The sequence below is a fragment of the Afipia sp. P52-10 genome, from assembly GCF_000516555.1.
In the GTDB taxonomy this organism is placed as follows: Bacteria; Pseudomonadota; Alphaproteobacteria; order Rhizobiales; family Xanthobacteraceae; genus P52-10.
Genome location: NZ_AZSJ01000003.1, coordinates 1,996,824 through 2,020,412 on the forward strand (window position 1 = coordinate 1,996,824; position 23,589 = coordinate 2,020,412).

Below are 23,589 nucleotides of genomic sequence, written 5' to 3' on the forward strand. Positions count from 1 at the left end.
TAGAGTCGAAGGAGGAAAATCAGCGGGAAGCGACCAGCGGCCAGAGATCGTCGGCGCCACGCTTGGCGACCAGGTGGCCGAGCTCGACGGCCCAGTAGCTCTCGTTGCCGAAGTCGTCGCGCCAGCCGAGCGTGCGCAGGCTGAACCGGTGCAGCACGTACTCCTTGGTGAACCCGATCGCGCCATGCACCTGATGGGCGATGGCCGAGCCGGTGCCGGCTGCCTCCGCGCAGCGGATCTTGGCGGCGGCGGCTTCGAGGAACATGGCTTCGTCGTTCCAGGATGTGCCGTTCGCGATCGTCTCGGCGGCGGAGCCCGCTGCAGCCACGGCTGCGGCCGTCTCGCCCGCGAGCTTGGCGAGGTTGTGCTGGACCGCCTGGAACTTCGAAATCTTCTTCTCGAAGGCGACGCGCTCCTGCGAGTAGTTGACGCTGCGCGTCAGCATGTATTGCAGACTGCCCGCGATCTGCAGCGAGCGGACAGTGCAGCCCATCAGCATCAGCGCGGTCTGATCGAAGCCCGCCGGCGCGGCGCCGGTCTTCAGCGGTACCGTCTTGTCGAAGACCAGATTGTCGAGCGGCTCGCCGGCGAGGTTCTCGTCCTCTTCGCGCCGGCAATCCTTGGCGGCGACGAGTGCGACGGTCGCTCCCTTCGGTCCCCGGGCGAGCACGGCGACGTGCTGGGCCTCGCGGGCAAACGGAACGCCGCGGGCGCGGCCGCTCAGCGTGCCGTCGGCATTGAGCGTGATCGTGTCTTTCGGCTGCACCGGGGCAACCGTCATCGCGCCTTCGGGTGAAACGATTCCACCTTGGGACAGCAGCCAGCCTGCCAGCATCGTCTCGGCGAGCGGAACGGGGACCGCGAAACGGCCCGCGGCGCTGAGGAGCTCGAAGCCGTCGGCAAGGCTCGCGCCCGAGCCGCCGTGATCGTCCGAAACCCAGGCGAGCGTCAGGCCGTTTTCGGCAAGCGCCTTCCAGAGGTCGGCCTTCCAAGCATCATCCTTGGCGCTGTTGACGGTTTGCGGATCGCACAGGTCCGCGAAAATCCGTTCTGCCGTTTCGACGACGATGTTGCTACTCTCTCCCACAGCGTTCCTCTTCTGATCTTGCTCGGGATCCCGATTCCATTCGATGAATCGCGATCACATCTCTTGCCAGGCGTGATCCGCTCGAAGGGCGGCGGGCGCTCTTGCTTGCGCTGGCGCAGCCATGTCCGATCCGGAGCATGCTCTTGGATGATGGGATGATGGTCAGAACGGGGCGCCCAACGCAAGCGCCTTTGTTGGACGACAGGTCGGCGTCCGTTGCAGTGCGGGCGGATGCCATCTGGATGCGAGCCAGGTCGACACGAGGACAGCTCAGCGCGGTCCAAAAACGAACGGCCCCGTTTCCGGGGCCGTTCCATTATTTGAAATCTGTTGCGACGAAACGTCCGGCGCGATCCTCAGTCGAGGTCCTTCGAGTCCATGCCGCCATTGCGGCGTGCCTCGTTGGCCATCTTGCGCAGCACCGGGCCGAGCTTCACCGGGTCGGCGATCGGATCGCATTGCGGGCCACGATGCCAACCTTCCATCACCGAAAACACGCCGTTGCCGATGTAGAACACGCGGGCGGTGATGTCTTCGGCTTCCTCGCTCGCCAGATAGGTGATCACCGGTGCGATCCACTTCGGGTCGCCGGCGGCCTTCTGCTCTTCGGTGCGCTCGCGCAGACCCTCGGTCATGCGGGTGACGGCGCTCGGCGAGATCGCGTTCACGGTGACGCCGATGCGGCGCAGCTCGCGCGCGGCGATGATCGAGAACGCGGCGATGCCGGCCTTGGCCGCGCCGTAGTTGGTCTGGCCCATGTTGCCGAACAGACCGGAGGTCGACGAGGTGTTGATCACGCGGGCGTTGACCGGCTTGCCGGTCTCCTTGTTCTTTGCACGCCAGTATTCAACCGCGTGACGGGTCGGCGCGAAGGTGCCCTTCAGATGCACCTTGATGACGTCGTCCCATTCCTGCTCGGTCATATTCGCCAGCATGCGGTCGCGAAGGATACCGGCGTTGTTCACCAGCACGTCGAGCGTGCCATAGGTCTTGATCGCGGTGTCGATCAGGTTCTTCGCGCCGCTCCAGCTCGAGACGTCGTCGCCGTTGGCGATCGCCTCGCCGCCGTTCTTCTTGATCAATGCGACGACTTCGTTGGCCGGACCGGCGTCGCCGCCCGTGCCATCGACCTTGGCGCCGAGGTCGTTGACGACGACCTTCGCACCATGCTCGGCCAGCATCAGTGCATGTTCACGGCCGACGCCGCGGCCTGCACCGGTTACGATTGCAACTCTTCCCTCACACAAGCGGCTCATAGTTCCTCACCTTTGGATCGAGCGTTATGAAACTGTTTGAAAACCCCAGAACCTTGCCATAGGCGCAATAACGGGCTAGGCGTCAACTGCATTGCAGTCATGGGGCGTCTGCGTTGCGCTCATTGTCACAAGGCATAGCCTGTCATCTGTGCTCGTTACCGCGCCGCAACGCCTTGCTGTTCGCAACGGCGGCATTGACGCCTTAATCAACGAAAACGGGAGAAACCGATGTCTCTTGAAGGCTTGTGCATGATGGTCACCGGCTCTGCGTCCGGGCTCGGCGCGGCCACCGCGCGGCAGCTCGCCCGGGGTGGTGCCCGCATCATGGTGAATTATTCGTCGAGCAAGAACGAAGCCGAGGAGACCGCCGACCTCTGTCGCAAGGAGGGCGTCGAGGTGCTGGTCGTGCAGGGCGATGTTTCCAAGGACGACGACTGCAAGAAGCTGGCCGCGGCGGCGGCGCAATGGGGCCGTCTGGACGGGTTGGTGAACAATGCCGGCACGACCAAGCATGTCCCCAACCACAGCCTGCTCGATGAGCTGTCCGCCGAGGACTTCCAGCGGATCTATGCCGTCAACGTGGTCGGCACGTTTCAGATGGTGCGTGCGGCGCGGACGTTGCTGGAGGCGGGATCGCAGGCGTCGGGCCGCGCGTCGGCCGTCGTCAACATCGCCTCGATCGCGGGCATCAATGGCGGCGGTTCATCGGTCGCCTATGCGGCGAGCAAGGGCGCGCTGATCACCATGACGCAATCGCTGGCGCGCGCGCTGGCGCCGATGATCCGCGTCAACGCGGTTTGCCCCGGCTATATCGACACGCCGTGGTTCTCGAAGGGGCGCGGTCAGGCCACCGCCGACAAGCTGCGCGAGTCGGTTAAGGCCAGCATGCCCTTGAAGCTGGCCTCGAAGCCGGAGGACATCGCGCAACTCGTGACGTTCCTGGCGAGCCCCGCGTCCGGTCATATGACTGGCGAACATGTCCGCATCGACGCGGGCAGCCATCTCGGCCGGGGTTGAGGTTGGCTGCGACTGAGTTTGTGTCGAGGCTGGAGTTGTCCGCATCCTGAGGAGCTTGCGAAGCAAGCGTCTCGAAGGATGAGGCCCCTGTCGCTTCACATCATTGGCCTCATGGTTCGAGGCGCCGCGCTTGTTTGAGCATGATCCTGTCCGAAAACCGCTTCGCACTTTTCGGGGATCATGCTTGCGCGGCTCCTCACCACCATGAGGAGACATTCTCCGATCCAGCGGCGGCTCTCGGTGGGTTCATCCTACGGTCCAATCACGACCAGTGGCTGGCCCTGGTCGACCGAGTCGCCGGATTCCACCAGGATCCGGGTGACCGTACCGGCCTTCGGTGCGGTGATCGGGTTGAACGTCTTCATCGCCTCGATCAGCAGCAGCGTCTGACCCGCCTCGACGCGCGCGCCGACACTGATGAAGGAGGGGGCGTTCGGCTCCGGCGTCAGGTAGGCGACGCCCACCATCGGACTCAGCACCGCGTCGGGATCAGCAACGCCAGCGACGGCCGGCGCCGGGGGTTCGGCGGCGATGGCTGCCGATGGAGTGGCTGGGATCATCACATGCTGCATCGGCGCCTGCACGGCTCCGCGCACCACACGAATGCGGCGATCCTTCTCGGCCAACTCGATTTCGGTGAGGCCGGTTTCAGCCATGAGCTTTGCGAGCATCCGGATCGCGCCGGGCTCGAAGGGAATAGGGGCCATCGTCTTTCTTTCTTAATTCATTGTCGAAGTTGTTGCGGCATGATCTGGTCCGGATCATGCTTCACGGCCGCATCGTGAACGCTGACGGCCCGGTCTGGCGCAACGGTGCCGCGAGGTTGGCGAACTCGCAGATCAGCGGCCTGGTGTCGCGCGGATCGATGATCTCCTCGATCAGGAAGGCTTCCGCAGTCCGGAATGGCGAACGCAATCGTTCCAATCTCTGCTCGATCTCCGCGAGCTTGGCGACTGGATCGTCGGCGGCATCGATCTCCGCACGATAGGCGGCCTCGACGCCGCCCTCCAACGGCAGCGAGCCCCAGTTTCCGGACGGCCACGAATAGCGGAACGAGGGATGCGTATGCGGCAGGTGCGCGCCGCCGCCGACCCCGAACACGTTGCGGACGATGATCGAGCACCACGGCACGGTGCTTTGATGGATCGCGCTCACCGCCTGCACCGCGAACCGCATGGTGCCGGTGGATTCGGCCTGCAGGCCGACCGCGAAGCCGAAGCAATCCACCAAGTGAACCACGGGCAGATGGAATGTCTGGCAGGTGTCGACGAATTTGGTGATCTTGCGCGATGCGGCCGCATTCCAGGCGCCACCGTCGTGCAACGGGTCGCCGGCCAGGATGCCGACCGGCCAGCCGTCCAAGCGCGCGAAGCCGGTGATGATCGCGCGGCCGAAGCCTTTGGCGATCTCGAAGAACGATCCCTTGTCGACCACGGAGTCGATGATCTTGCGCATCTGGTACGCCTTCTTGCGATCGCGCGGTACGATCGACAGCAGGCTTTCCTCGCGCCGGTCCGGGTCGTCCCAATTTTCCGCGCGCGGCGGCAGCTCCCAGATCGACTGCGGCAGATAGGAGAGGAACTTGCGCGCGCGCTCGAACGCTTCCTCCTCGGTGTTGACGGCGTCGTCAACGGTGCCGGCGGCGATCTGCACCTTGTGGCCGCCGAGTTCCTGCTTGGTGCGTTTCTCGCCGAGCCGGTCAACCACCGGCGGGCCCGCGACGAATACCGCTGACGTATCCTTCACCATCAGCGAGTAGTGGCTCGCTGACAGGCGCGCCGCGCCGAGACCCGCGACCGAGCCGAGGCCGAGCGCGACGACCGGGACGAGCCCCATGTTCTGGGCGCACAGATGCAGGCCGGAGCTCGCGCCGATGCCGCCCGGCAGGTTGGCGTAGCCCTTGGTCTCGATGGTCTTCACCGAGCCGCCGCCGCCGGAGCCCTCGATGATGCGGATGATCGGCATGCGGAATTCCGCGGCCATCTGTTCCGGCATTTGGTACTTGGCGCGGATCGAGGCATCGGCGGAGCCGCCGCGTACGGTGAAGTCGTCACCGAAGATGATGACCGGACGTCCGTTTACCCGGCCGCGACCGAACACGCCGTTGCCGGGCATGAAATCGACCATCGCGCCATTCTTGTCGTATTTGGCCTTGCCGGCCACCGAGCCGAGTTCGTGGAACGAGCCGGGATCGAGGGTTTTCTCGATGCGCTCGCGGACGGTGAGCCGTCCTCCCGCATGCTGGCGGGCGACGCGTTCCTCGCCACCCATCTGCCGGGCGATGCGTTTGCGTTCGGCGAGTTCGTCCAGTTCCTTCTGCCAGCCGGTTTCCTCGACGGGGGGCGGCACGGGGCGGTTCATTGGCATCCTCTCCCAGATGCGCTGTTGGTCAGCGCTTGATTGGCTGACCGCAGTTTCCGAAGCTTTGCGCGAGAAGTCCATTGCGCATGCGGCATTTGCGACGCATGCAGCGCATATGGTGTATTCCGGTCCGGCAGGCGTTGCAGCGTGACAGCGTTCGCCCATTCGGCTAGCGATAGATGCATGATCCCGCACGGCGCATGCCGGTTTTATAAACGGGACCAAGCTCGAGTCTCGAAGACAACGACAAAAACCTCACTGACAGGAGCAAGCGACCATGGCCGGACCGCTCACAGGCATCAAGGTGATCGAGGTGGGCCAAGCGCTCGCAGGGCCGCTGGCCGGCGCGATCATGGCGGACATGGGCGCCGACGTGATCAAGGTCGAGAAGCCGGACGGCGGCGACGATGCGCGGATGTGGGGACCTCCCTTCGTGGACGAGTCCTCGATGATGTTCCACTCCACGAACCGCAACAAACGTTCGGTAACCGTCGATATCAAGAGCAGCGCCGAGGTCGAGAAGCTGAAGCTGCTCGTGCGCGACGCGGACATCCTGATTCAGAATCTCCGCCCCGGCATCGCGCAGGAGATGGGTATCGGTCCGGATGTCATGCTCGCGGTGAATCCCCGGTTGATCTACTGTTCGATCGGCGCATTCGGCAACAAGGGGCCGATGCGTGATGCGCCGGGCTTCGATCCGCTGGCACAGGCCTATGGTGCGGTGATGACGCTCACCGGCCGGCCGGAAGATCCGCCGACGTTCTGCGCGCCGGCGATCAACGACGTCGCCACCGGCATGTGGTGCACCATCGGCGCGCTGGCGGCGTTGGCCGAGCGCAACCGCACCGGCAAGGGCTGCGTGATCGATACCTCGCTGTTCGAGTCCGCGGTCAACTGGGTGGCGGGGCCGCTCAACAACTATCACCTCAGCGGCAAGGAGCCGGTGCGGTTCGGCGGCGCCAGCGCGACCCTCGTTCCCTATCAGACGTTCGATACCGCCGATCACCCGATCTGCATCGCCGCCGGCAACAATCGCCTGTTCGAGAAGTGCGCCAAGGTGATGGGGCATCCGGAATGGAGCAGCGATCCACGCTTCAAGACCGGGCCGGACCGCAACGCGCATCGCAGCGAACTGATCGCGCTGATCGAGCCGGTGCTGCGCGAGAAACCGCGCGAGCATTGGCTGGCCGCTTTCACCAAGGCGGGGGTGCCGAACAGCCCCGTCAATAGCATCCCGGAACTGTCGCAATCCGAGCAGCTCAAAGCGATGGACATTCTGCGCACGCTGCCGGGCAGCAACGCCAAGATCGTCGGCCTGCCGATCCAGTTCAACGGCGAGCGGCCGCACCCTTATCGCGACTCGCCGAAGGTCGGCGAGCATAACGATGAGGTGTTCGGCGCGCTGAAGGTCGACGCCGCCGAGTAATCCTGAGCCCCTGCGGTCCGGCTAACGGCACGGAGAGGAAATGCGGTCGCGGGTAGAACATTCATGCTCCGCCCGTCCGTGACGCGTGGTCGTCTGTTGACACGCACGGTGCTGCCGTCATCAATAAAGAAAAAAGGAAGCGCCGATGGCCCGCCTGGACGACTGCTACAATATCTTCGATCTCCGCGATGCTGCGAGGAAGCGGCTGCCGAAAGGCGTCTTCGAGTTCTTTGACCGCGGCACCGAGGACGAGGTGGCGCTGGCCAACAACCGCGCCGCGTTCGAGCGGCTGAAGCTGAAGCACCGGGCGCTGGTCGACATGACCCATCGCACGATGGCGACGACGCTGTTCGGCAAGCCGGTCAGCATGCCGATGGCGATCGCGCCGACCGGCGTGGCGGGGATGTGCTGGTATCACGGCGAGCTGGAGCTGGCGAAGGCCGCGGCGGCGGCGAAAATTCCGTTCACGCTGGCGACCGGCGCGATGACGCCAATGGAGGAGATCGCCGAGAAGGCGCCGGGCCGACTCTGGATGCAGCTCTACGTCTGGGAAGATCGCAAGCTTTCCTATGAGCTGGTGGAGCGCGCCAAGAATTGCGGGTTCGAGGCGCTGATCGTCACGGTCGATACGGCGGTCTCGCCGAACCGCGAATACAACGCCAAGAACGGCTTCCATCAGCCGTTCCGCATGACCACGCGGGCGACGCTCGACATGCTGACGCGGCCGCGCTGGATGGCAACGGTGCTGGCGCGCTACGCGATGCGCGGCGGCTTGCCGAAATACGAGAACTATCCGAAGCATCTGCAGCACTCGATCCGCACCGATCCGAACGTCAACGCGGTGATGCGGCGGGACAGCCTGTCATGGGAAGACATCAAGATCTTCCGCAAGATGTGGCCCGGCATCCTGATGGTGAAGGGTATCAACCGGCCGGACGATGCGCTGCGCGCCGCCGAGCACGGCTGCGATGGCATCGTCGTGTCCAATCACGGCGGCCGCAACATGGATAGCGCGGTCGCCTCCATCGATGCCCTGCCGGAGATCGCCGATGCGGTCGGCGAGAAAGCGACGGTGCTGCTCGACAGCGGCGTGCGGCGCGGCTCCGATATCGCCAAGGCGCTGGCGCTCGGCGCAAAGGCGGTGCTGACGGGACGGGCCACGCTTTATGGCACCTCGGTCGGAGGCCAGGCCGGCGCCGCCAAGGCCATCGGCGTAATCCGCAAAGAGCTCGACAACACGATGGTCTATTGCGGCTGCAACACGGTCGAGGAGATCACGCCCGACATCCTGTTCGCACCGCGGGGGACCAATTCGGCGGCAAGCCTGGTCGGTTGACTGTCCCGGCAGACGGTGACAACAGAGCGGCAGCAAACCAACAGGAAACGACCAGGAGAGTTGTTGTATGTGCGTCTCGCGTGTTCGGGCCGTGTGGCTCGCGTTGCTCGCGCTTGTGCTGGTGGCGGGCGTGGTGCCGCAAGCCTACGCTGCCGACGGCGAGTATCCGAATAAACCGATCAAGATCATCGTGCCGTTCCCGCCGGGCAGCGGCACCGATACGTCGGCGCGCCGGGTGGCGCAGATCATCACCGACGAGACGGGGCAGCCGGTGGTGATCGACAACAAGCCGGGCGCCAGCGGGTTCATCGCGGCCCAGGCGGCGGCGACCTCGCCGCCGGACGGCTATACGCTGTTCGTCACGACCAACACGACGCATGCGGCGAACGCGTCGCTGTTCAAGAAACTGCCCTACGATCCGATCAAGGATTTCGCGCCGATCGGGCGTATCGCGCGCGCCGGCCTGGTGCTGGTCGTCGCGTCGGAAAGCCCGGTGAAGACGCTCGCCGACCTGACGAAATTGGCGAAGGAGCAGCCGGGCAAGCTGACTTTCGCGAGCGGCAGTTCGTCCACGCGTATCGCCAGCGAGATGTACGCCACCATGGCGGGGCTGCAGATGCTGCACATTCCCTACAAGGGCGTGCCGCAGGCCATTACCGACGTGATGGCCCGCCAGGTTGATTTCATGATCTCCGATGTCACCCCGGCGTTGCCGCTGATCCGGGCCGGCAAGCTGCGCCCGATCGCGGTGACGCTCGAAAAGCGCCACGTCGATCTGCCCGACGTGCCGACCATGGCGGAGAGCGGCCTCGATGGCTATTCCATCTCGGCGTGGACGGCGGCGTTCGCGCCGGCCGGTACGCCGCGGCCGATCATCGACAAGCTCGCGGTCATTCTGCGCAAGGGCGTCGAGAGCCCGGCGATGAAGGAGAGCTTCGCTGCGACCGGCGGCGAAGCTGCGCCGATGACCCCGGACGAGCTCGGCAAGTTCGTCGTCAGCGAGACCGAGAAGTGGGCGAAGGCCGTGAAGGACGCCGGGATCGAGCCTGAGTAAGAACAAGAACCGGTCTTGCGACATACCGCTATGAAGCCCGGTCCAGCAATGCTGGATCGAGCTTTTACGTCTGGGCGGCCGGGCGCGGTGCCGGCTGATGCGGTGTGACCGTGTAATCGCCGATCAGGACGCATTGCGAGGTGAACCCCGCGTCCGCATCCCAGTCGTGCAGGTAGAAGCCGGCCGGTTCGTCGATCAGCGACAGCGGCGCGCGCGGACGGCGGTCCGCGGCGAACTGATAGGCGGTGCTCGGCACCGCGAGCGCGACGGCGTTGCCGATGTGCGCCTGCAGCGTGCAATGCACATGCCCTGCCGTAATCAGCGAGGCATTCGGAAAGCGCGCGACCAGCGCGGCGAACGCTGCGGCGTTGCCGAAAGGACGGGCGTCGCTGACCGCGCGGCCGATGCGGAAGGCCGGATGATGCATGGCGATCATCGTCGGTGCGTTCGGTGCTTCCGCCAGCCGCTCCTCCAGCCATGCCAGCCGGTCCGGGCAGAGCGTGCCTTCGACCTTGCCGGGGATCGTCGTGTCGAGGCAGATGATGCGGACCGGCGGCAGCTCGATCACGAAATGCAGGAACGGCCCCTGCGGCATCCAGGCCTTGTCGGCGAACACCTCGCGCAGTGGGCCGGTCTCGTCGTGGTTGCCGGGGATCACCGCATAGGGAATGCCGGTGGCCTCCATCTGCGCGCGCAATTCGCGATGCACGGCGAGATCGCCGTGATGGGTGGCGTCGCCGGTGTGGATCAGGAAATCGGGCCTCGGCTGGACGGCCGTGATCTGTTGGAGTGCGCGGACAAATCGCGCATGAGCGTCGTAATGCCCGTGCGCGATCACGCCCGGCGCCTCGATGTGGCTGTCGGAGACTTGTGCAATCAGCATTGAAGCGGCCGTTCGATGTCAGTCTGATTGGCGTCGCGACTCTTCGTGTCTGCGACGGATGGGCTTCAGACTTTGTTTCCCGGATCGGAAATTCGGCCGCTGGCAACCAGCCTGTTCCAGATGAACAGCACCACCAGGGCGCCGATGGTCGCGGTGATGAAGCCCGCGCCCTGACTCGGTGAATACCAGCCGATCGCCTGGCCGATGAAGGTGGAGAGGAACGCGCCGGCGATGCCCAAGACGCAGGTCAGGATGAAGCCGGACGGATTGTTGGGGCCGGGCGAGAGCCATCGCGCGATCATGCCTGCAACGAAGCCGACAATGATGATCCACAAGATGCCGCTCATAGCCCGATCCCCTCTTTTGTGTGCGTGTCGTTCGCGCCGGCCGCCTCAGAGCAGGCGGCGCAGTTCGTTCTCCGACGGAACGCGCCCGTCCGGCGTGAGATGGTCGATGATGCCGGGCAGGTATTGGCTCAATCCGTCGAGCAGATCCTGGCGCGAGAGACCGGTCTGATCCATCAGCGTGCTGATCTGATCGGCGCCGAGCGCGCCGGCGAGATCGTTGGGATCGATCTGCTTGTTCTCGCCCTTGGCGACCCATGAGTCGGCGGCATCCTTTTGACCGCCTTCCTGCAGTTGCTTGAGCAGATCGTTGAGGCCACCGCTCAGCACGGTGCCTGCCGCGCCGCCCGCCAGCAGACCGCCGAGTCCGCCTTTCAGCAGATCGCTCAATCCGCCGGCTGGCGCCGTACCGCTTGCGGTCGCATTGCCGGCATTGGGGCTGCCGCCAGGCGTGTTCGGCCGCGCGCCGCCACCAAGAATGCTGCCGAGAATATCGCCAAGGCCACCGGCAGGTGCGCTATTGCCGACGGCATTGCCTCCGCCGCTTGGTGCGCCGGGTTTGGCGCCGCCACCGAGCACATTGCCGAGGATATCGCCAAGACCACCCGGGCCGCTGGTGGTGCTGCCACTCGGACTGTCAGCGGTGCTGCCGCCTGGGAGGGCAGTGCGGTCAGCCGTTGTCCCGCCACCTGCGGGTGCGCTTTGCGGGTGGCTGCCACTCGTTACATGTTTAACGGTTTTGTAGGCGAGCAAGGCGAGGATCGCCATCATAATCGGCGACATACCGCCGCCGCTCTCGCTTTTATCGGCAGATGGCGTGCTAGGACCGCGCGGCCCGTTCTGCATGCCGTTGAGGATATCGAGCAAACCCATGTCGGCCTCCTACGCTATCGCGACTTTGAACAACCTAGTGCCAGCGTATGACGGTTACAAGATGCGGTAAAATGGGGCCGGCCGACAGTCTGCCTCCCATTCAGTCCGCTCGGATGTTGGCCTCCTTGGCGACCTTGTCCCAGCGCTGCATTTCCCGGGCGATCAGATCGCGGAACCCCTGCGGCGTCAACGGTGCGGCCTCGGCGCCTTCGCCCTCGAGAAAGCGTTTCATCTCGTCGCTGTCGAGCGCCTTGTTGATCTCTGCGTTCAGCTTGCTGACGATCTCCTGCGGCACGCCGGCAGGTGCAACGATACCCCACCATGATGAGGCCTCGTAACCTTTAAGTCCGATCTCGTCGAGGGTGGGGACATCCGGAAGGATCGCCAGCCGCTTCAACCCGGTCAGCGCCAGCGGTCTGACTTGTCCCGTTCTGGCCACCTGCAGCATCTGCGGCATGCTGGAAATGTAGAGATCGACATGGCCGCCGATGAGATCGTTCACGGCCAGCGATCCGCCCTTGTAGGGAACATGCACGAGCTTGATGCCAGCCTGCGAGGCGAACAGCTCCGAGGCGATCTGGTTGATGCTGCCCGGACCTGCGGAGGCGTAATTGATCGAGCCCGGCTTGCTCTTGGCGAGTGCGATCAAGTCCTTTGCCGAGGTGATCGGTAGTTTGTTCGCAGCGCCCATCAGCAACGGTGATTGCGCGAGATAGGCGACCGGCTCGAAAGCCTTCACCGTATCGAACGGCATGGCCGACTTCACGGCAGGGTTGATCGTATAGGTCGACGAGACCAGCAGCAGCGTGTAGCCATCCGGGGCTGAATTGGCGACGAAGGCTGCGCCGATCACGCCGCCTGCGCCGGCGCGGTTGTCGATCACCACGGTCTGGCCCCAGGCTTCGCCGAGCTTCTTGCCGATCGCGCGCGCGACGATGTCGTTGGAGCCGCCGGCGGCGAACGGTACGACCAGGGTGATCGGCTTCGTGGGATACTCGGCGCTTGCAGCCGTTGCGAAGCCCGCGAGCGCTGCGACGATGGCGAGAGCCGACAACCTGGCTTTCATGGGAACGTTCCTCAATGCGCGGACCTGTTTTCAGGTCTCGTCGTTTTTGATGACACGACGGCCATCGATATCGCTATCATCGTCCGTAAGGCGAATGCGATCAACCGATAAGGTGCGTGGACATGGTATCAGGCGAGCCTGGTCCGATCTGCGGACCATGCGTGCTTGGCACGGCGCGCTGTCGCAGGGAGGAGACTTTGACCGATCAGCAGACGGGGCGGATCGCCGTCGCGGGCGCGGGTAATATCGGTTGTTTCGTCGGCGGCATGCTTGCGAGCGCGGGGTATCCGGTCACGTTGCTCGCGCGCCGTGGCATGATTGATGACATCCGTGCCAACGGTCTGCACCTGACGAGCTATGAGGGGCTTGATCGCCATGTGCCGGCCGATGCTCTCATACTGGCGGATGATCCAGCATCCCTGGCGCAGGCCGCGATCATCCTCGTCACCGTCAAAAGCCCCGATACGGCTGTGATGGCGACGCTGATCGCCAACCATGCGCCCGCAAACGCCGTGATTGTCAGCTTGCAGAACGGCGTCGGCAATACGGAGGTGCTGCGAGCTTATGGCGGTGACAGACGCGTGCTTGCCGGCATGGTCCCGTTCAATGTGGTGTCGGCCGGCGCCGCGCATGTGCATCGTGCGACGTCGGGCGATATCGTGCTCGAGCAGGATGAGGCCGGTATCGCGGCACAACTTTCGGTGCCGGGGCTTGCGATGGCATCCAGTGGCCGCATTGCCGACGTGCAGTGGGGCAAACTGCTGTTCAATCTGAACAACGCCATCAACGCGCTGTCCGGTCTGCCGCTGCGGGAGCAGCTCGCCCAACGGCCATGGCGTGTGCTGCTGGCCCATCAGATTGCCGAGGCGCTGCGGGTGATGAAGACCGCAGGCATCAAGCCGGTGCTGGCGACGCCCTTGCCTGCGCCCTGGCTGCCGTTCGTCCTGCGCTTGCCGGACCCGCTTTTCCGCGCGATCGCCGGTTCGATGCTGAAGATCGATCCGCAGGCGCGTTCGTCGATGTGGAACGATCTGCAGCGCGGGCGGCGCACGGAGATCGATGATTTGCAGGGCGTCATCGTCAGGCTGGGCAAGCGATATCATCAGAACGTCACGCTATCGGAGCGACTGCTCGATCTGATGCGGACGGCCGAAACGGAGGGGCGTGGCTCGCCGCGGATGAAGCCGGATCAGATTGTCAGGATCGACGGTTGGTAATCGGCTCTTGGGTGCAGGGCCATCTGAACGGCGATGGTCGGCCACGCTTGGTCGGCAAAATTCAGCGTGATACGCTGCGTTGATTTTGCATCTGCCTTGATTTTGCATCTGTCTTCCGGATGTTGTCTTACAGATGTCGCATGCGTGGGCTCTCGCTGAGCCCAGCCTGCGCCAGAAGGTGGCGCAGAGGTCAGGTCGTCGCCAGCGGGGTTCATCATGCAGTCTCTGATGCTTCCGTTCACGCCGCGCTACTTCGTCTTCACCGCGTGCGTGGTGATAACGGCCGTGCTGCTGCTGATCGGTTTGGAGAGCTTCAAGGCGTTCGAGATCGTCGTGATCCCGCTGGTGCTCTTCGGCGGACTGACGCTGCTCGGCATTCGCGACCTGATCCAGAAGCGGCATGCGGTGCTGCGCAACTATCCGATCGCGGCGCACTTGCGGTTCCTGCTCGAGAGCATTCGCCCGGAGATGCGGCAGTATTTCTTCGAAAGCGAGAAGGACGGCACGCCGTTCAGCCGCGATACCCGTGCGCTGGTGTATCAGCGCGCCAAGATCGATCTCGACAAGCGGCCGTTCGGCACCCAGTACAATGTCTATCAGGAAGGCTACGAATGGGTACACCACTCGATCGTGCCGAAGCCGATCGCCAACGAGAAATTCCGGATCACGGTCGGCGGCCCCGATTGTGCCAAGCCGTATTCAGCGTCGGTGTTCAACATTTCCGCCATGAGCTTCGGTTCGCTGAGCGCGAACGCGATTCGCGCGCTGAACGGCGGAGCCAAGAAGGGCAATTTCGCCCACGATACGGGGGAAGGCGGCGTCAGCCCCTATCACCGTGAGATCGGCGGCGACCTGATCTGGGAAATCGGGTCGGGTTATTTCAGCTGCCGCACCCGCGACGGCAAGTTCGATCCGGAGAAGTTCGTGGCGCTGGCGACGCTCGACCAGATCAAGATGATCGAGATCAAGATCAGCCAGGGCGCCAAGCCCGGCCATGGCGGCGTGCTGCCGGCGGCGAAGGTGAGCAAGGAAATCGCGGCGATCCGCGGCATTGAGCTTGGCGAGGACTGCATCTCGCCGCCCAAGCACAGCGCCTTCTCGACGCCGATCGAAATGATGCAGTTCATCGCCGAGTTGCGGCGTCTATCCGAGGGCAAGCCGGTTGGCTTCAAGCTCTGCATCGGCCACCCTTGGGAGTTCCTGTCGATCTGCAAGGCGATGCTGGAGACGCAGATTTACCCCGACTTCGTCGTCGTCGATGGCAAGGAAGGCGGCACCGGCGCCGCGCCGCTGGAGTTCATGGATCACCTCGGCATGCCGATGCGCGAGGGCGTCAATTTCGTGCACAACGCGCTGGTGGGCATCAACGCCCGCGACCGGATTCGCATCGGCACCTCGGGCAAGATCGCCACTGCCTTTGATATCGCCCGCGCGATGGCGCTGGGCGCGGACTGGTGCAACTCGGCGCGCGGATTCATGTTCGCGCTCGGCTGCATCCAGTCGCTGAGTTGCCACACGGACAAGTGCCCGACGGGCGTGGCGACCCAGGACCCCAGCCGCCGTCGGGCCTTGTTCGTGCCGGACAAGACCGAGCGGGTCTACAACTTCCATCACTACACGTTGCATGCGCTGGCGGAACTGACCGCTGCGGCGGGATTCGACCATCCGAACGAGATGCAGCCGATCCATTTCAGCCGCCGGGTGTCGAATACCGAGGTGATGTCGTTCGCGCGGCTTTACCCGGCGCTGCGCGGCGGTGAACTGATCGAAGGCACCAGCGATCCGCGCTTCCGCGATGCCTGGGCGATGGCGCGTGCCGACAGTTTCCACGCATCGATGTGATGCATCGGTCGGTGCGCGGCTTGCTCTGGCAAGCGAAGCAGCGGCGCTTGCGCCGCAGCTTCGGGTTTTCGGCTGGCCTATGCCTTCGGCAGGAATGCGGTGACTTCGATCTCGACCTTGGCGCGGGCGTCGACGAGGCCGGAGATATAGAGAAGCGTCGAGGGTGGGAAATTCCGGCCCAAGGTATCCTTCCAGGCAGCGCCGATGGCGGCGCCGGCCGCTTCATATTCGCTCTTGGAGGTGATGTACCAGACGAGCCGCACGATATGTTCGGGTGTCGCGCCCGCTTCCTTGAGCAGGCGGACGATGCGCTCCAGCGCGATGCGAACCTGGCCGCCGATATCGTCAGGGTAGCCGTCGTTGGCGTCGTGTCCGGTTTGGCCCGCGAGCACGATCCATTGACCCGGCCCGTCGACGGTCACGCCATGGGAAAAGCCGCGAGGGCGTGGCCAATCAGAAGGTTGCAGCACCGGCATGGTTGTTCTCCGTTGTTGTTGGTCGGTCGTCTATGTGAGGCGGGCCGCTCCCAGCCGGCCCGCGCGATCGCGGGCGTGCCGCAAGCGAAGGCATCATAGCCGGCAAAAGTGGCAAAGCAATTCGTGGCGACGGGATAACGGGGCGCATGCGACATCCTTGCCGTGTTCCCCGATGGATTGCTGATGCCGGTCGCCGGGAGGCGTGATACATCGCTGAGGTCCGGAGCATGCGATGCCGCGCTTGTCTGCTTTGATCTTGCGTCTTCTGCTGTCGGTGCTGCTCGCCATTTGGATGGCGCCGCAGACGAACGCGCAGGAACGCATCGCCAGCGAATGCCTGGCGATGGCGCAGACGCTGCCGGGTGTGGTCTTCGCGCGCTATGGTCCGGCATCCGATAAGGCGTCGAGCGTCACCATCACCTATGTCGGCCATTCCACCTATCAGATCGAGACGCCCGCCGACGTGGTGATCGCCACGGACTACAACGGCTATTACCGGCCGCCGCGGCTGCCGACGGTGGTGACGATGAACCGGGCGCACACCACGCATTACACGCTCAATCCCGACCCGCGGATCAAGCATGTGCTGCACGGCTGGGCCGATGACGGTGGCGCGGCCAAGCATGCGCTGACCGTCGGAGACGTGTTCATCCGCAACGTGCCGACCGATATCCGCAACTTTCGTTACGGGTATGGCTACGGCTACGATCCCTCGGCCCCCATGCAGAAGGACGGAAACTCGATTTTCATCTTCGAGGTCGCCGGCTTATGCATCGGCCATCTCGGCCATCTGCATCATAAGCTGGATGAAAGCCACATCGCCGCGATCGGCAGGCTCGATATCCTGATGGTGCCGGTCGATGACAGCGTGACGCTATCGATCGAGGGTATGTCGGAGATCACCAAGCGGTTGCGGTCGTCGATCGTATTGCCGATGCACCGGCTGGGCACGCCGCTGCAGGAGTTTGTGCAGCGGGTCTCGGGGCAATTCGCGGTGGATGTCCGCCCCGAGCGTTCGTTCTCAGTGTCACTTGAGAGCCTGCCGAAAACGCCGACCGTGGTGATTCTGGACGGCGTCTGAGAGGTGCGGAGGCTTGTCACGCCAGCGTGAGGCGTGTTTGCGCGCCACGCCGGCGACGGTCTTTTGCGCGATCAGAACCTGTAGTTCACGCCGGCCTTGACCGTGTGCAGCGTGGTCTTGACGTCGAGATTGGCGCCTGCGGAGAAGCCGTTGGCGGCGTCGTTGACGAGGGTGGATAGCAGCGCCTGTTTGCCGAGGTCGATATAGAGATACTCGGTCTTGAAGCTCCACTGCGGCGCCAGCGCATATTCGAGGCCCGCACCGGCTGTCCAGCCCCACTGGGTGTCGCTCACGGACACCGGCGCCGCCAAGGGCGCGAGCGGGCCGTTGCCAATGGCGCCGCTGACGCTGGCGAAGGATTTGACGCTGCCGAAGGCGGCGCCGCCGGTGGCGTAGAGCAGGGCCCTGTCCCACGCGTAGCCGAGGCGGGCGCGTATCGTGCCGAACCATTCGATCTTGGTGCCGATGTCGAACTGAGCGTTGCCGGCCGGGGCGTTGTTCGCGATCAACGTGGCGTTGCCGGCGAACTTGCCCTCGATGCCGGACCCTTGGAAATCCGCCTCGAGGCCGAGCACGACATTGTTGTGGAACTGGTGATTGTATCCGATCTGGCCGCCGCCGAAGAAGCCGCTCGAGTTGACACTCATCGTGCCGTCGAGGCGCGATTCGAGGGCAGGGGCTTCGGCCTGGAGCTGGCGCTGGAACGCACTGAAGGGATAATCGAACTTATCGCCGCCGAAGCCGACATTGGCGCCGATGTAGAAGCCGGTCCATGTGAAGATCGGCGCAGCCACCACCGGCGGCGCCTTGACCGGATAGGGCATATCCGCTGCGAAAGCGGATGTCGCCGTCATGCCGAGTCCGCACATTATACCGTAGAGAAACGTTTTCATTGCCTTGCCCTCAAGCCCTGGAGCCGTTTGATGCTTGCCGCCGCAGCGGCCATGTGTCGGGGCTGTGAAGGTCTTCCGCGGCGAAACCATCGCGTGAGTGCAGCCCGGTATGCACCATGGCAGCGGTCCGGGGATGGGTCTTGCTCGCCAGCGCACCGGATTTGAGTGCAAGCGCACTCTGGCGACGACGCCAAAAATTGTTGCCGACTGGCAACATTGTCGGGTGACGGCTTGCGCGTTGCTTTGCCCCGGGGCGCCTGCGGCAGAGTTACGCATGGGGGACGTGAGCGGCTGCCGCTAGGATTTTATGTCCGATAAGCACCCTCCGCGCCCATGCAGCAGACGTATTTCGATTCCAGAGAACTGGATCCTTCGCTGGAAAACGATCAGCGGTTTTCGTTGTGGTACGAAAACGTCGAGAGCCTGACCTGTTGCGTCGATATGACGAAGCTCGACGATCAGCCCTTTTCGGCCTTTCTTCACTGGGCCAGCTTCACCGACCTGCACGTCACCCGCTTCGGCGGCACCATCGGCCGGATCAGGCGATCGCACAGCGCGATCGCGCGCGGTCCCGACGACGACTTCTGCCTCGTGTTCCACCGGGGGCGTAGCGCGCTGTATGTGAATCACCACAAGCGGGAGGCGAGCGTCCGCTCCGGCGGCGTGTTCCTCGGCAACAACGGTGTCCCGGCCGACATGACCTCGGATGGGCCGTTTTCCTGGACGACGCTGACGGTCAGCCGGGACCGGCTGGTGTCGCTGGTCGGCCACGCGGATGAACTGATCGCCAGTCCGCTCGATCCGCAGCGCCCGGCCGTCGCTCACCTGCGGCGTTACATCGAGAGCGTGGTGCAGCTGTCGCGGATGCCGCGCGATCCGCAACTCGACGAACATATCCGCACGACGCTGCTCGACCTCAGCGTGCTGGCGCTTGGCGCGCGGGGTGATACGGCGGAGCTTGCCGCGCGGCGTGGCCTGCGTGCATCGCGGACCCAGGAGATTGTCGCCGCGATCGACCGCGATTTCATGGACGCCGATTTCTCCGCCACCCAGGTTGCCAGGCGGCTCGGGCTCTCCACGCGCTACGTTCAGGACCTGCTGCAGGAGACGGGCGCAAGCTTCACCGAACGGCTGTTGGAGCGGCGGTTGCAGCACGCGCGGCGGCTGCTGACGAGCCCGGCGGGCGATCGGCTCAAGATCAGCGAAATCGCCCTGGCCTGCGGCTTCAACGAGGTTTCATATTTCAACCAGCGTTTCAGGCGCAGATTCGGCGAAACCCCGACCCAGTGCCGGCGTTGAGGGGATGCGCAGGGGTAGCGAGCCTGGCTTTCCCCTGCTATGAAACGGCGATCCGGTCCCGTAGCTCAGCCGGATAGAGCGGCGGTTTCCTAAACCGTAGGTCGGATGTTCGAGTCATCCCGGGATCGCCATCATAGGTGCCGCGCTTGATGGGCGTCACGCTTGATGGGCATTGGCTTGGCGCCACGACCGCGGCGGCCTCCGGCTCTGATTTGCAAGTCGCTCTGATTGCAAGCTCTCTCCGATTCACGAGCCGGCTTTGATTTCCAGTCGGCGTTCCATTGGCCGTCAACGCGGTTTTGCACAGAAATCCCGGCTGCTCGACCGACTGAGAGCGTTGGCAAGCCGGCGTGCCGATCAGCGGATGAGGTTGTGGTGCCGACCGGCTGTCGATGACCCCTCCGTCATGAGGGAAGGTTCTGATGCGCACTTGCAGTTGCGCCGTCTGCCGGCGTCGACGACAATCGAGGCGATCGAGGGAATTGAACCTGATCCAAAGAACTTGCCAAGGGGGGCTTCGATGCGTCAGGTCATCATCGGGCTGGCGATGGTTGCGGCGGCAGGCATGCTGTCCGATGCCCACGCGCAGCAGGTTTTTCCGACCAAGCCGATTCAGATCATTCTTCCCTATCCCGCCGGCGGCATCGTCGACAACATCACCCGCGTCGTCACAAATAAGCTGTCTGCGATCTGGAAGCAGCCCATTATCGTCGAACCGAAGCCCGGCGCGAACGGCAACATCGCCTGGGATCAGGCGATGCGCAGCAAGGCCGACGGCTATACGTGGAGCTTCTTCGGTCCCGCGGTGATCGCCAATCCGCGAATCCAGGAGGGCGTGACATTCAGCGAGAAGGACTTTGTCGCGATCGGCGGCATGGTGTGGGTGCCTTGGGTGCTGGTGGTTCACCCGAGCGTGCCTGTGGGCACGTTGAAAGAATTCGTCGACTACGTGCGCGCCAATCCGGGGCGGTTGAACGTGGCGAATGGCGGCACGGGATCGTCCGGCCATCTCAACACCGCGATTTTCCTCAATACCACGAAGCTGGATATGGTGGAGATCCAGTATCGCGGACAGCCTCCGGCGCTGCTTGATCTGGTGGCGGGGCGGGTGCAGTTCGCGTTGGCTTCGCCGAGTCTCGTGCTGCAGTACATCCAGTCCGGACAATTGAAGCCGTTGGGTGTGGTCGCGAGAAGCAGGCTGGCTCAGCTTCCCGATGTGCCGACGATGTCCGAAGTCGGTTATCCGGAAGCCAATGTCGTGGCCTGGTATGGCTTGTGCGCGCCGAAGGATACGCCTGCAACGATCGTCGAGACGATCGTCAGCGGTGTCAATGAAGCCTTGAAGGATCCGGCCGTTCGAACCGCCCTGGAAGGCCAGGTCACGCAGGTAATGGATCCGATGACGCCTGCCGAGCTTCAGGCGCTGGTCGCCTCCGATACCGAGAAGTACGGAAAGATCATCAAGGACGCGAACATCAAGATTCAATAGTCGATCGCAGCTGCAGCGCCCTGCCGCTGACCGCCGAAGCAGCCGGTTTGTCTGCAACCAGTCGTGGGTGAGTTTGCGGGCCTCCGCGCGTGTCGCTCCGCTGCCAGAGGCGAGAGCGGCCCGCACGTTATGGTGGCCGCGGCCTTCTAACGCAGCGCGCCATGTTGACAGTGCTGCTGCGGCAAGCGGACAATTTTGCTCACAGAATAAATAATGTGTTGGGAGGAAGTTGTGACAAACCGTAAACGATTCTGGCCGGGGGCTGTGGCTCTCATCCTTGCGGCTGGCGCGAGTGTTCTGACGGCGCCTGCGGCGCAGAGCAACGATTATCCAACGCGGCCGGTCACGCTGATCATTCCCTGGCCGGCGGGCGGCGCGACCGACATCGCCATGCGCGCCATTGCCGAAGCCGCCTCCAAGCACCTTGGCCAGCCGATCGTGATCGAGAACAAGGCGGGCGGCAGCGGCACGGTCGGCCCCGCCACCATGGCGGCATCGGCCAAGCCGGATGGCTACACCATTTCGCAAGCGCCGATCACGCTGTTCAGGCTGCCCTTGATGCAGCAGACGACATGGGATGCGGAGAAGGATTTCACCTATATCGTCCATCTCACCGGCTATACGTTCGGCGTCACCGCCAATGCCGACTCGCCGTTCAAGACATGGCAGGACGTGGTCGATTATGCCAAGGCCAATCCCGGCAAGGTAACGTATGCGACGCCCGGAGCGGCAACATCGTTGCATATCGGCATGGAGCAGATCGCCGCGAAAGCCGGTATCAAGCTCACCCAGGTTCCTTTCAAGGGCAACGCCGAGTCCAATGCGGCGGTGCTGGGCAAGCATACGATGCTGCAAGCGGACGGCACCGGCTGGAGGCCGCTGGTCGATTCCGGTAAGCTGCGTCTGCTAATGATCTGGACTGCGCAACGGTCGAAGAACTGGCCCGACGTGCCGACGATGAAGGAGCTCGGATATCCGTTTGTGTTCGATTCGCCGTTCGGCATCGCGGGCCCGAAGGGCATGGACCCGAAGGTCGTTGCGGTCCTGCACGACGCTTTCAAGAAGGCGATCGAGGAGCCGAGCCTGATCGAGACGCTGGCGAAGTACGATATGGTCGCCAACTATAAGAGCACCAAGGACTACAGGGCGTTCGTGACCGAGGTGATCGAGTCCGAGCGGAAGGTCGTCGAGAGTCTCGGATTGGGCAAGAAGACGAACTGAGACCGGCGAACGAAGGTCCGCAAGTCCGAACGCGCCCAAAGGCCTATCGCGTTTGCCGCCATTCGGCGGGGCGCGATGTCTTCGTGTGCAACGGGCCGGGTTCGACTTTTCTCCAGGTGATGCGTGCCGATTGCGATCACCGCCTGTCACCGTGCGCGGAGGCCGGCGGCGATTGCGCGCCGATACTCCGGTGATTGGCGACGGCTGGCGCAGGTGAGAGGGGCTGATACTCCGGCGGCTGGTTTGCGCATTCTGCAAACATCATGGGCAATCGCTGCGATGATAGGCGGCTTGTGCCCAGAGTTTCACCGCTGACACCGGAATCCGCGATTCGCGTTGGGCCGCGCCCGCTTAATATCCGGTCCATCGACGCTGCGTCGGAGCAGGCGGCGCGGCGGCGATGAAAGCGTCGAAGAGACCGGTATGAGCGATCGTCACCAGCGTTCCGAGAATGGACACCTGTTTGCCCGCAATCTCGATTGGAATCTGCTGAAGCTGTTCCATGAGATCGTCCAGTCAGGTGGTATTTCCGCGACGGCGCGCGCCTTGAACAAGCAGCAGCCGAGTATCAGCGCCGGATTGAAGCGGCTGGAGGATCACCTGGGTTTGCCGCTGTGCGAGCGGACATCGCGTGGCATCGTGCTCAATGCGGCGGGCCGGGCGTTGTTCTCGACCTGCGAGGATCTGTTTGGTGCGGTGCGCCGGTTACCGCCGGAGATGGCGAAGGCAGCCGGAGCGCTGGCGGGGGTGATCTCGGTGCGGATGATCTCGGACCTCGTATCGCCGGACCTCGATGCGGCCACCATCGCTTTCCATCGGCGCCATCCGGGTGTCGAGATCAGGTTGGACATCGCTCCCTGGCGAACGGTGGTGGCGGCCGTCGCGGCTGGCGATGTCGATATCGGGATCGCCTGCGACAGCGCGCCGAACCCCGCGCTGCATTACGAGCCGCTGATGGTGGAGGTGCAGCAGCTGTATTGCGGCCCGGCGCATCCGCTGTTCGGCAAGCCGCCCTCGCATCCGCGTGAGTTTGTCGATCAGGCCTTCGTGTTGACAGGTCAGGACGAGCCCGCGGAGCTGGAAGGTTTCCGCCGCCGTTTCGACCTCGGCCGACGTGTCGGCGGCTCGGCGGAAACGCTCCACGAGGTCAGGCGGTTGATCCATCTCGGGATCGGCATCGGGTTTCTCCCGACCGTCGTTGCCGGCACCGGCAGCGAGCTATGGCCGCTGCTGCCGCCGGACCTGCTGCCGACCTATCATGTCTATCTGATCACCTCCGCGCCGGAACGATTGAATGCGCCGGCCCGCGCGCTGCTGGACATGATCGCCGCCCACGCGAAATCGCAGAGTTAGCGCCGCGCGTCCGGA

The 23,589-nt window shown here is 64.0% G+C and carries 21 protein-coding genes and 1 tRNA gene; 12 read left to right on the forward strand and 10 right to left on the reverse strand.

The window, feature by feature from the left end:
- Positions 1-19: 19 nt before the first annotated feature.
- A complete protein-coding gene (locus X566_RS10775; RefSeq protein ID WP_034466055.1) occupies positions 20-1,087 on the reverse strand; it encodes an acyl-CoA dehydrogenase family protein in 1,068 nt (355 codons plus the stop codon).
- Between the two features lie 356 nt (positions 1,088-1,443).
- Positions 1,444-2,343 carry an SDR family oxidoreductase gene (locus X566_RS10780; RefSeq protein ID WP_034466057.1) on the reverse strand — a complete coding sequence of 300 codons (900 nt, stop codon included), beginning with the start codon at positions 2,341-2,343 and terminating at the stop codon, positions 1,444-1,446.
- A gap of 228 nt (positions 2,344-2,571) precedes the next feature.
- Here X566_RS10780 and X566_RS10785 point away from each other — a divergent pair, with 228 nt between their 5' ends.
- Positions 2,572-3,360 carry an SDR family NAD(P)-dependent oxidoreductase gene (locus X566_RS10785; protein ID WP_034466060.1) on the forward strand — a complete coding sequence of 263 codons (789 nt, stop codon included), beginning with the start codon at positions 2,572-2,574 and terminating at the stop codon, positions 3,358-3,360.
- A 251-nt stretch (positions 3,361-3,611) separates the two neighbouring features.
- On the opposite strand, the gene X566_RS10790 is transcribed toward X566_RS10785, so the two are convergent.
- Together X566_RS10790 and X566_RS10795 are read right to left on the reverse strand one after the other, a co-directional pair.
- Positions 3,612-4,067: an acetyl-CoA carboxylase biotin carboxyl carrier protein subunit gene (locus X566_RS10790; protein ID WP_034466063.1), complete on the reverse strand. Its 456-nt coding sequence runs from the start codon at positions 4,065-4,067 to the stop codon at positions 3,612-3,614.
- A gap of 61 nt (positions 4,068-4,128) precedes the next feature.
- Complete coding sequence (locus X566_RS10795; RefSeq protein WP_051444009.1) at positions 4,129-5,721, reverse strand: acyl-CoA carboxylase subunit beta; 1,593 nt, start codon at positions 5,719-5,721, stop codon at positions 4,129-4,131.
- Between the two features lie 277 nt (positions 5,722-5,998).
- Between X566_RS10795 and X566_RS10800 the strand changes: the two genes are divergently transcribed.
- From X566_RS10800 to X566_RS10810, 3 genes are all read left to right on the forward strand, one after another.
- Complete coding sequence (locus tag X566_RS10800; RefSeq protein ID WP_034466066.1) at positions 5,999-7,147, forward strand: CaiB/BaiF CoA-transferase family protein; 1,149 nt, start codon at positions 5,999-6,001, stop codon at positions 7,145-7,147.
- Between the two features lie 145 nt (positions 7,148-7,292).
- Positions 7,293-8,483: an alpha-hydroxy acid oxidase gene (locus X566_RS10805; protein WP_051444010.1), complete on the forward strand. Its 1,191-nt coding sequence runs from the start codon at positions 7,293-7,295 to the stop codon at positions 8,481-8,483.
- Positions 8,484-8,550: 67 nt separating this feature from the next.
- A complete protein-coding gene (locus X566_RS10810) occupies positions 8,551-9,537 on the forward strand; it encodes a tripartite tricarboxylate transporter substrate binding protein (RefSeq protein WP_081740131.1) in 987 nt (328 codons plus the stop codon).
- Positions 9,538-9,601: 64 nt separating this feature from the next.
- On the opposite strand, the gene X566_RS10815 is transcribed toward X566_RS10810, so the two are convergent.
- The 4 genes from X566_RS10815 to X566_RS10830 form a co-directional block, all read right to left on the reverse strand.
- Entirely contained in the window at positions 9,602-10,420 is an 819-nt protein-coding gene (locus tag X566_RS10815; protein ID WP_051444011.1) for a metallophosphoesterase, read from the reverse strand.
- Positions 10,421-10,485: 65 nt separating this feature from the next.
- Positions 10,486-10,767 carry a GlsB/YeaQ/YmgE family stress response membrane protein gene (locus X566_RS10820; protein WP_034466068.1) on the reverse strand — a complete coding sequence of 94 codons (282 nt, stop codon included), beginning with the start codon at positions 10,765-10,767 and terminating at the stop codon, positions 10,486-10,488.
- 45 nt (positions 10,768-10,812) lie between these two features.
- Complete coding sequence (locus X566_RS10825; RefSeq protein ID WP_034466071.1) at positions 10,813-11,637, reverse strand: YidB family protein; 825 nt, start codon at positions 11,635-11,637, stop codon at positions 10,813-10,815.
- Between the two features lie 100 nt (positions 11,638-11,737).
- Positions 11,738-12,703, reverse strand: coding sequence for a tripartite tricarboxylate transporter substrate binding protein (locus tag X566_RS10830; RefSeq protein WP_034466073.1), 966 nt, complete (start codon positions 12,701-12,703; stop codon positions 11,738-11,740).
- Positions 12,704-12,900: 197 nt separating this feature from the next.
- Here X566_RS10830 and X566_RS10835 point away from each other — a divergent pair, with 197 nt between their 5' ends.
- Positions 12,901-13,920, forward strand: coding sequence for a 2-dehydropantoate 2-reductase (locus X566_RS10835; RefSeq protein ID WP_034468359.1), 1,020 nt, complete (start codon positions 12,901-12,903; stop codon positions 13,918-13,920).
- 216 nt (positions 13,921-14,136) lie between these two features.
- Positions 14,137-15,762 (forward strand): FMN-binding glutamate synthase family protein, encoded by a 1,626-nt coding sequence (locus X566_RS10840; protein ID WP_034466076.1) that lies wholly within the window; start codon positions 14,137-14,139, stop codon positions 15,760-15,762.
- 77 nt (positions 15,763-15,839) lie between these two features.
- On the opposite strand, the gene X566_RS10845 is transcribed toward X566_RS10840, so the two are convergent.
- A complete protein-coding gene (locus tag X566_RS10845; protein ID WP_034466079.1) occupies positions 15,840-16,238 on the reverse strand; it encodes a RidA family protein in 399 nt (132 codons plus the stop codon).
- Positions 16,239-16,470: 232 nt separating this feature from the next.
- On the opposite strand from X566_RS10845, the gene X566_RS10850 reads away from it, so the two are divergent.
- Complete coding sequence (locus X566_RS10850) at positions 16,471-17,319, forward strand: MBL fold metallo-hydrolase (RefSeq protein WP_152539843.1); 849 nt, start codon at positions 16,471-16,473, stop codon at positions 17,317-17,319.
- Positions 17,320-17,390: 71 nt separating this feature from the next.
- On the opposite strand, the gene X566_RS10855 is transcribed toward X566_RS10850, so the two are convergent.
- Positions 17,391-18,173: an outer membrane protein gene (locus X566_RS10855; RefSeq protein ID WP_160170462.1), complete on the reverse strand. Its 783-nt coding sequence runs from the start codon at positions 18,171-18,173 to the stop codon at positions 17,391-17,393.
- Between the two features lie 372 nt (positions 18,174-18,545).
- Between X566_RS10855 and X566_RS23915 the strand changes: the two genes are divergently transcribed.
- The 5 genes from X566_RS23915 to X566_RS10880 all read left to right on the forward strand — a co-directional run bounded on the left by X566_RS23915 (position 18,546) and on the right by X566_RS10880 (position 23,574).
- Positions 18,546-19,511, forward strand: coding sequence for an AraC family transcriptional regulator (locus tag X566_RS23915; protein ID WP_051444012.1), 966 nt, complete (start codon positions 18,546-18,548; stop codon positions 19,509-19,511).
- 54 nt (positions 19,512-19,565) lie between these two features.
- A tRNA-Arg gene (locus X566_RS10865) sits at positions 19,566-19,642 on the forward strand.
- Positions 19,643-20,031: 389 nt separating this feature from the next.
- Complete coding sequence (locus tag X566_RS10870; RefSeq protein WP_034466086.1) at positions 20,032-21,000, forward strand: tripartite tricarboxylate transporter substrate binding protein; 969 nt, start codon at positions 20,032-20,034, stop codon at positions 20,998-21,000.
- Between the two features lie 264 nt (positions 21,001-21,264).
- Positions 21,265-22,221, forward strand: coding sequence for a tripartite tricarboxylate transporter substrate binding protein (locus X566_RS10875; RefSeq protein WP_034466089.1), 957 nt, complete (start codon positions 21,265-21,267; stop codon positions 22,219-22,221).
- A 423-nt stretch (positions 22,222-22,644) separates the two neighbouring features.
- Complete coding sequence (locus X566_RS10880) at positions 22,645-23,574, forward strand: LysR family transcriptional regulator (RefSeq protein ID WP_034466092.1); 930 nt, start codon at positions 22,645-22,647, stop codon at positions 23,572-23,574.
- The last annotated feature ends 15 nt before the right edge of the window (positions 23,575-23,589 follow it).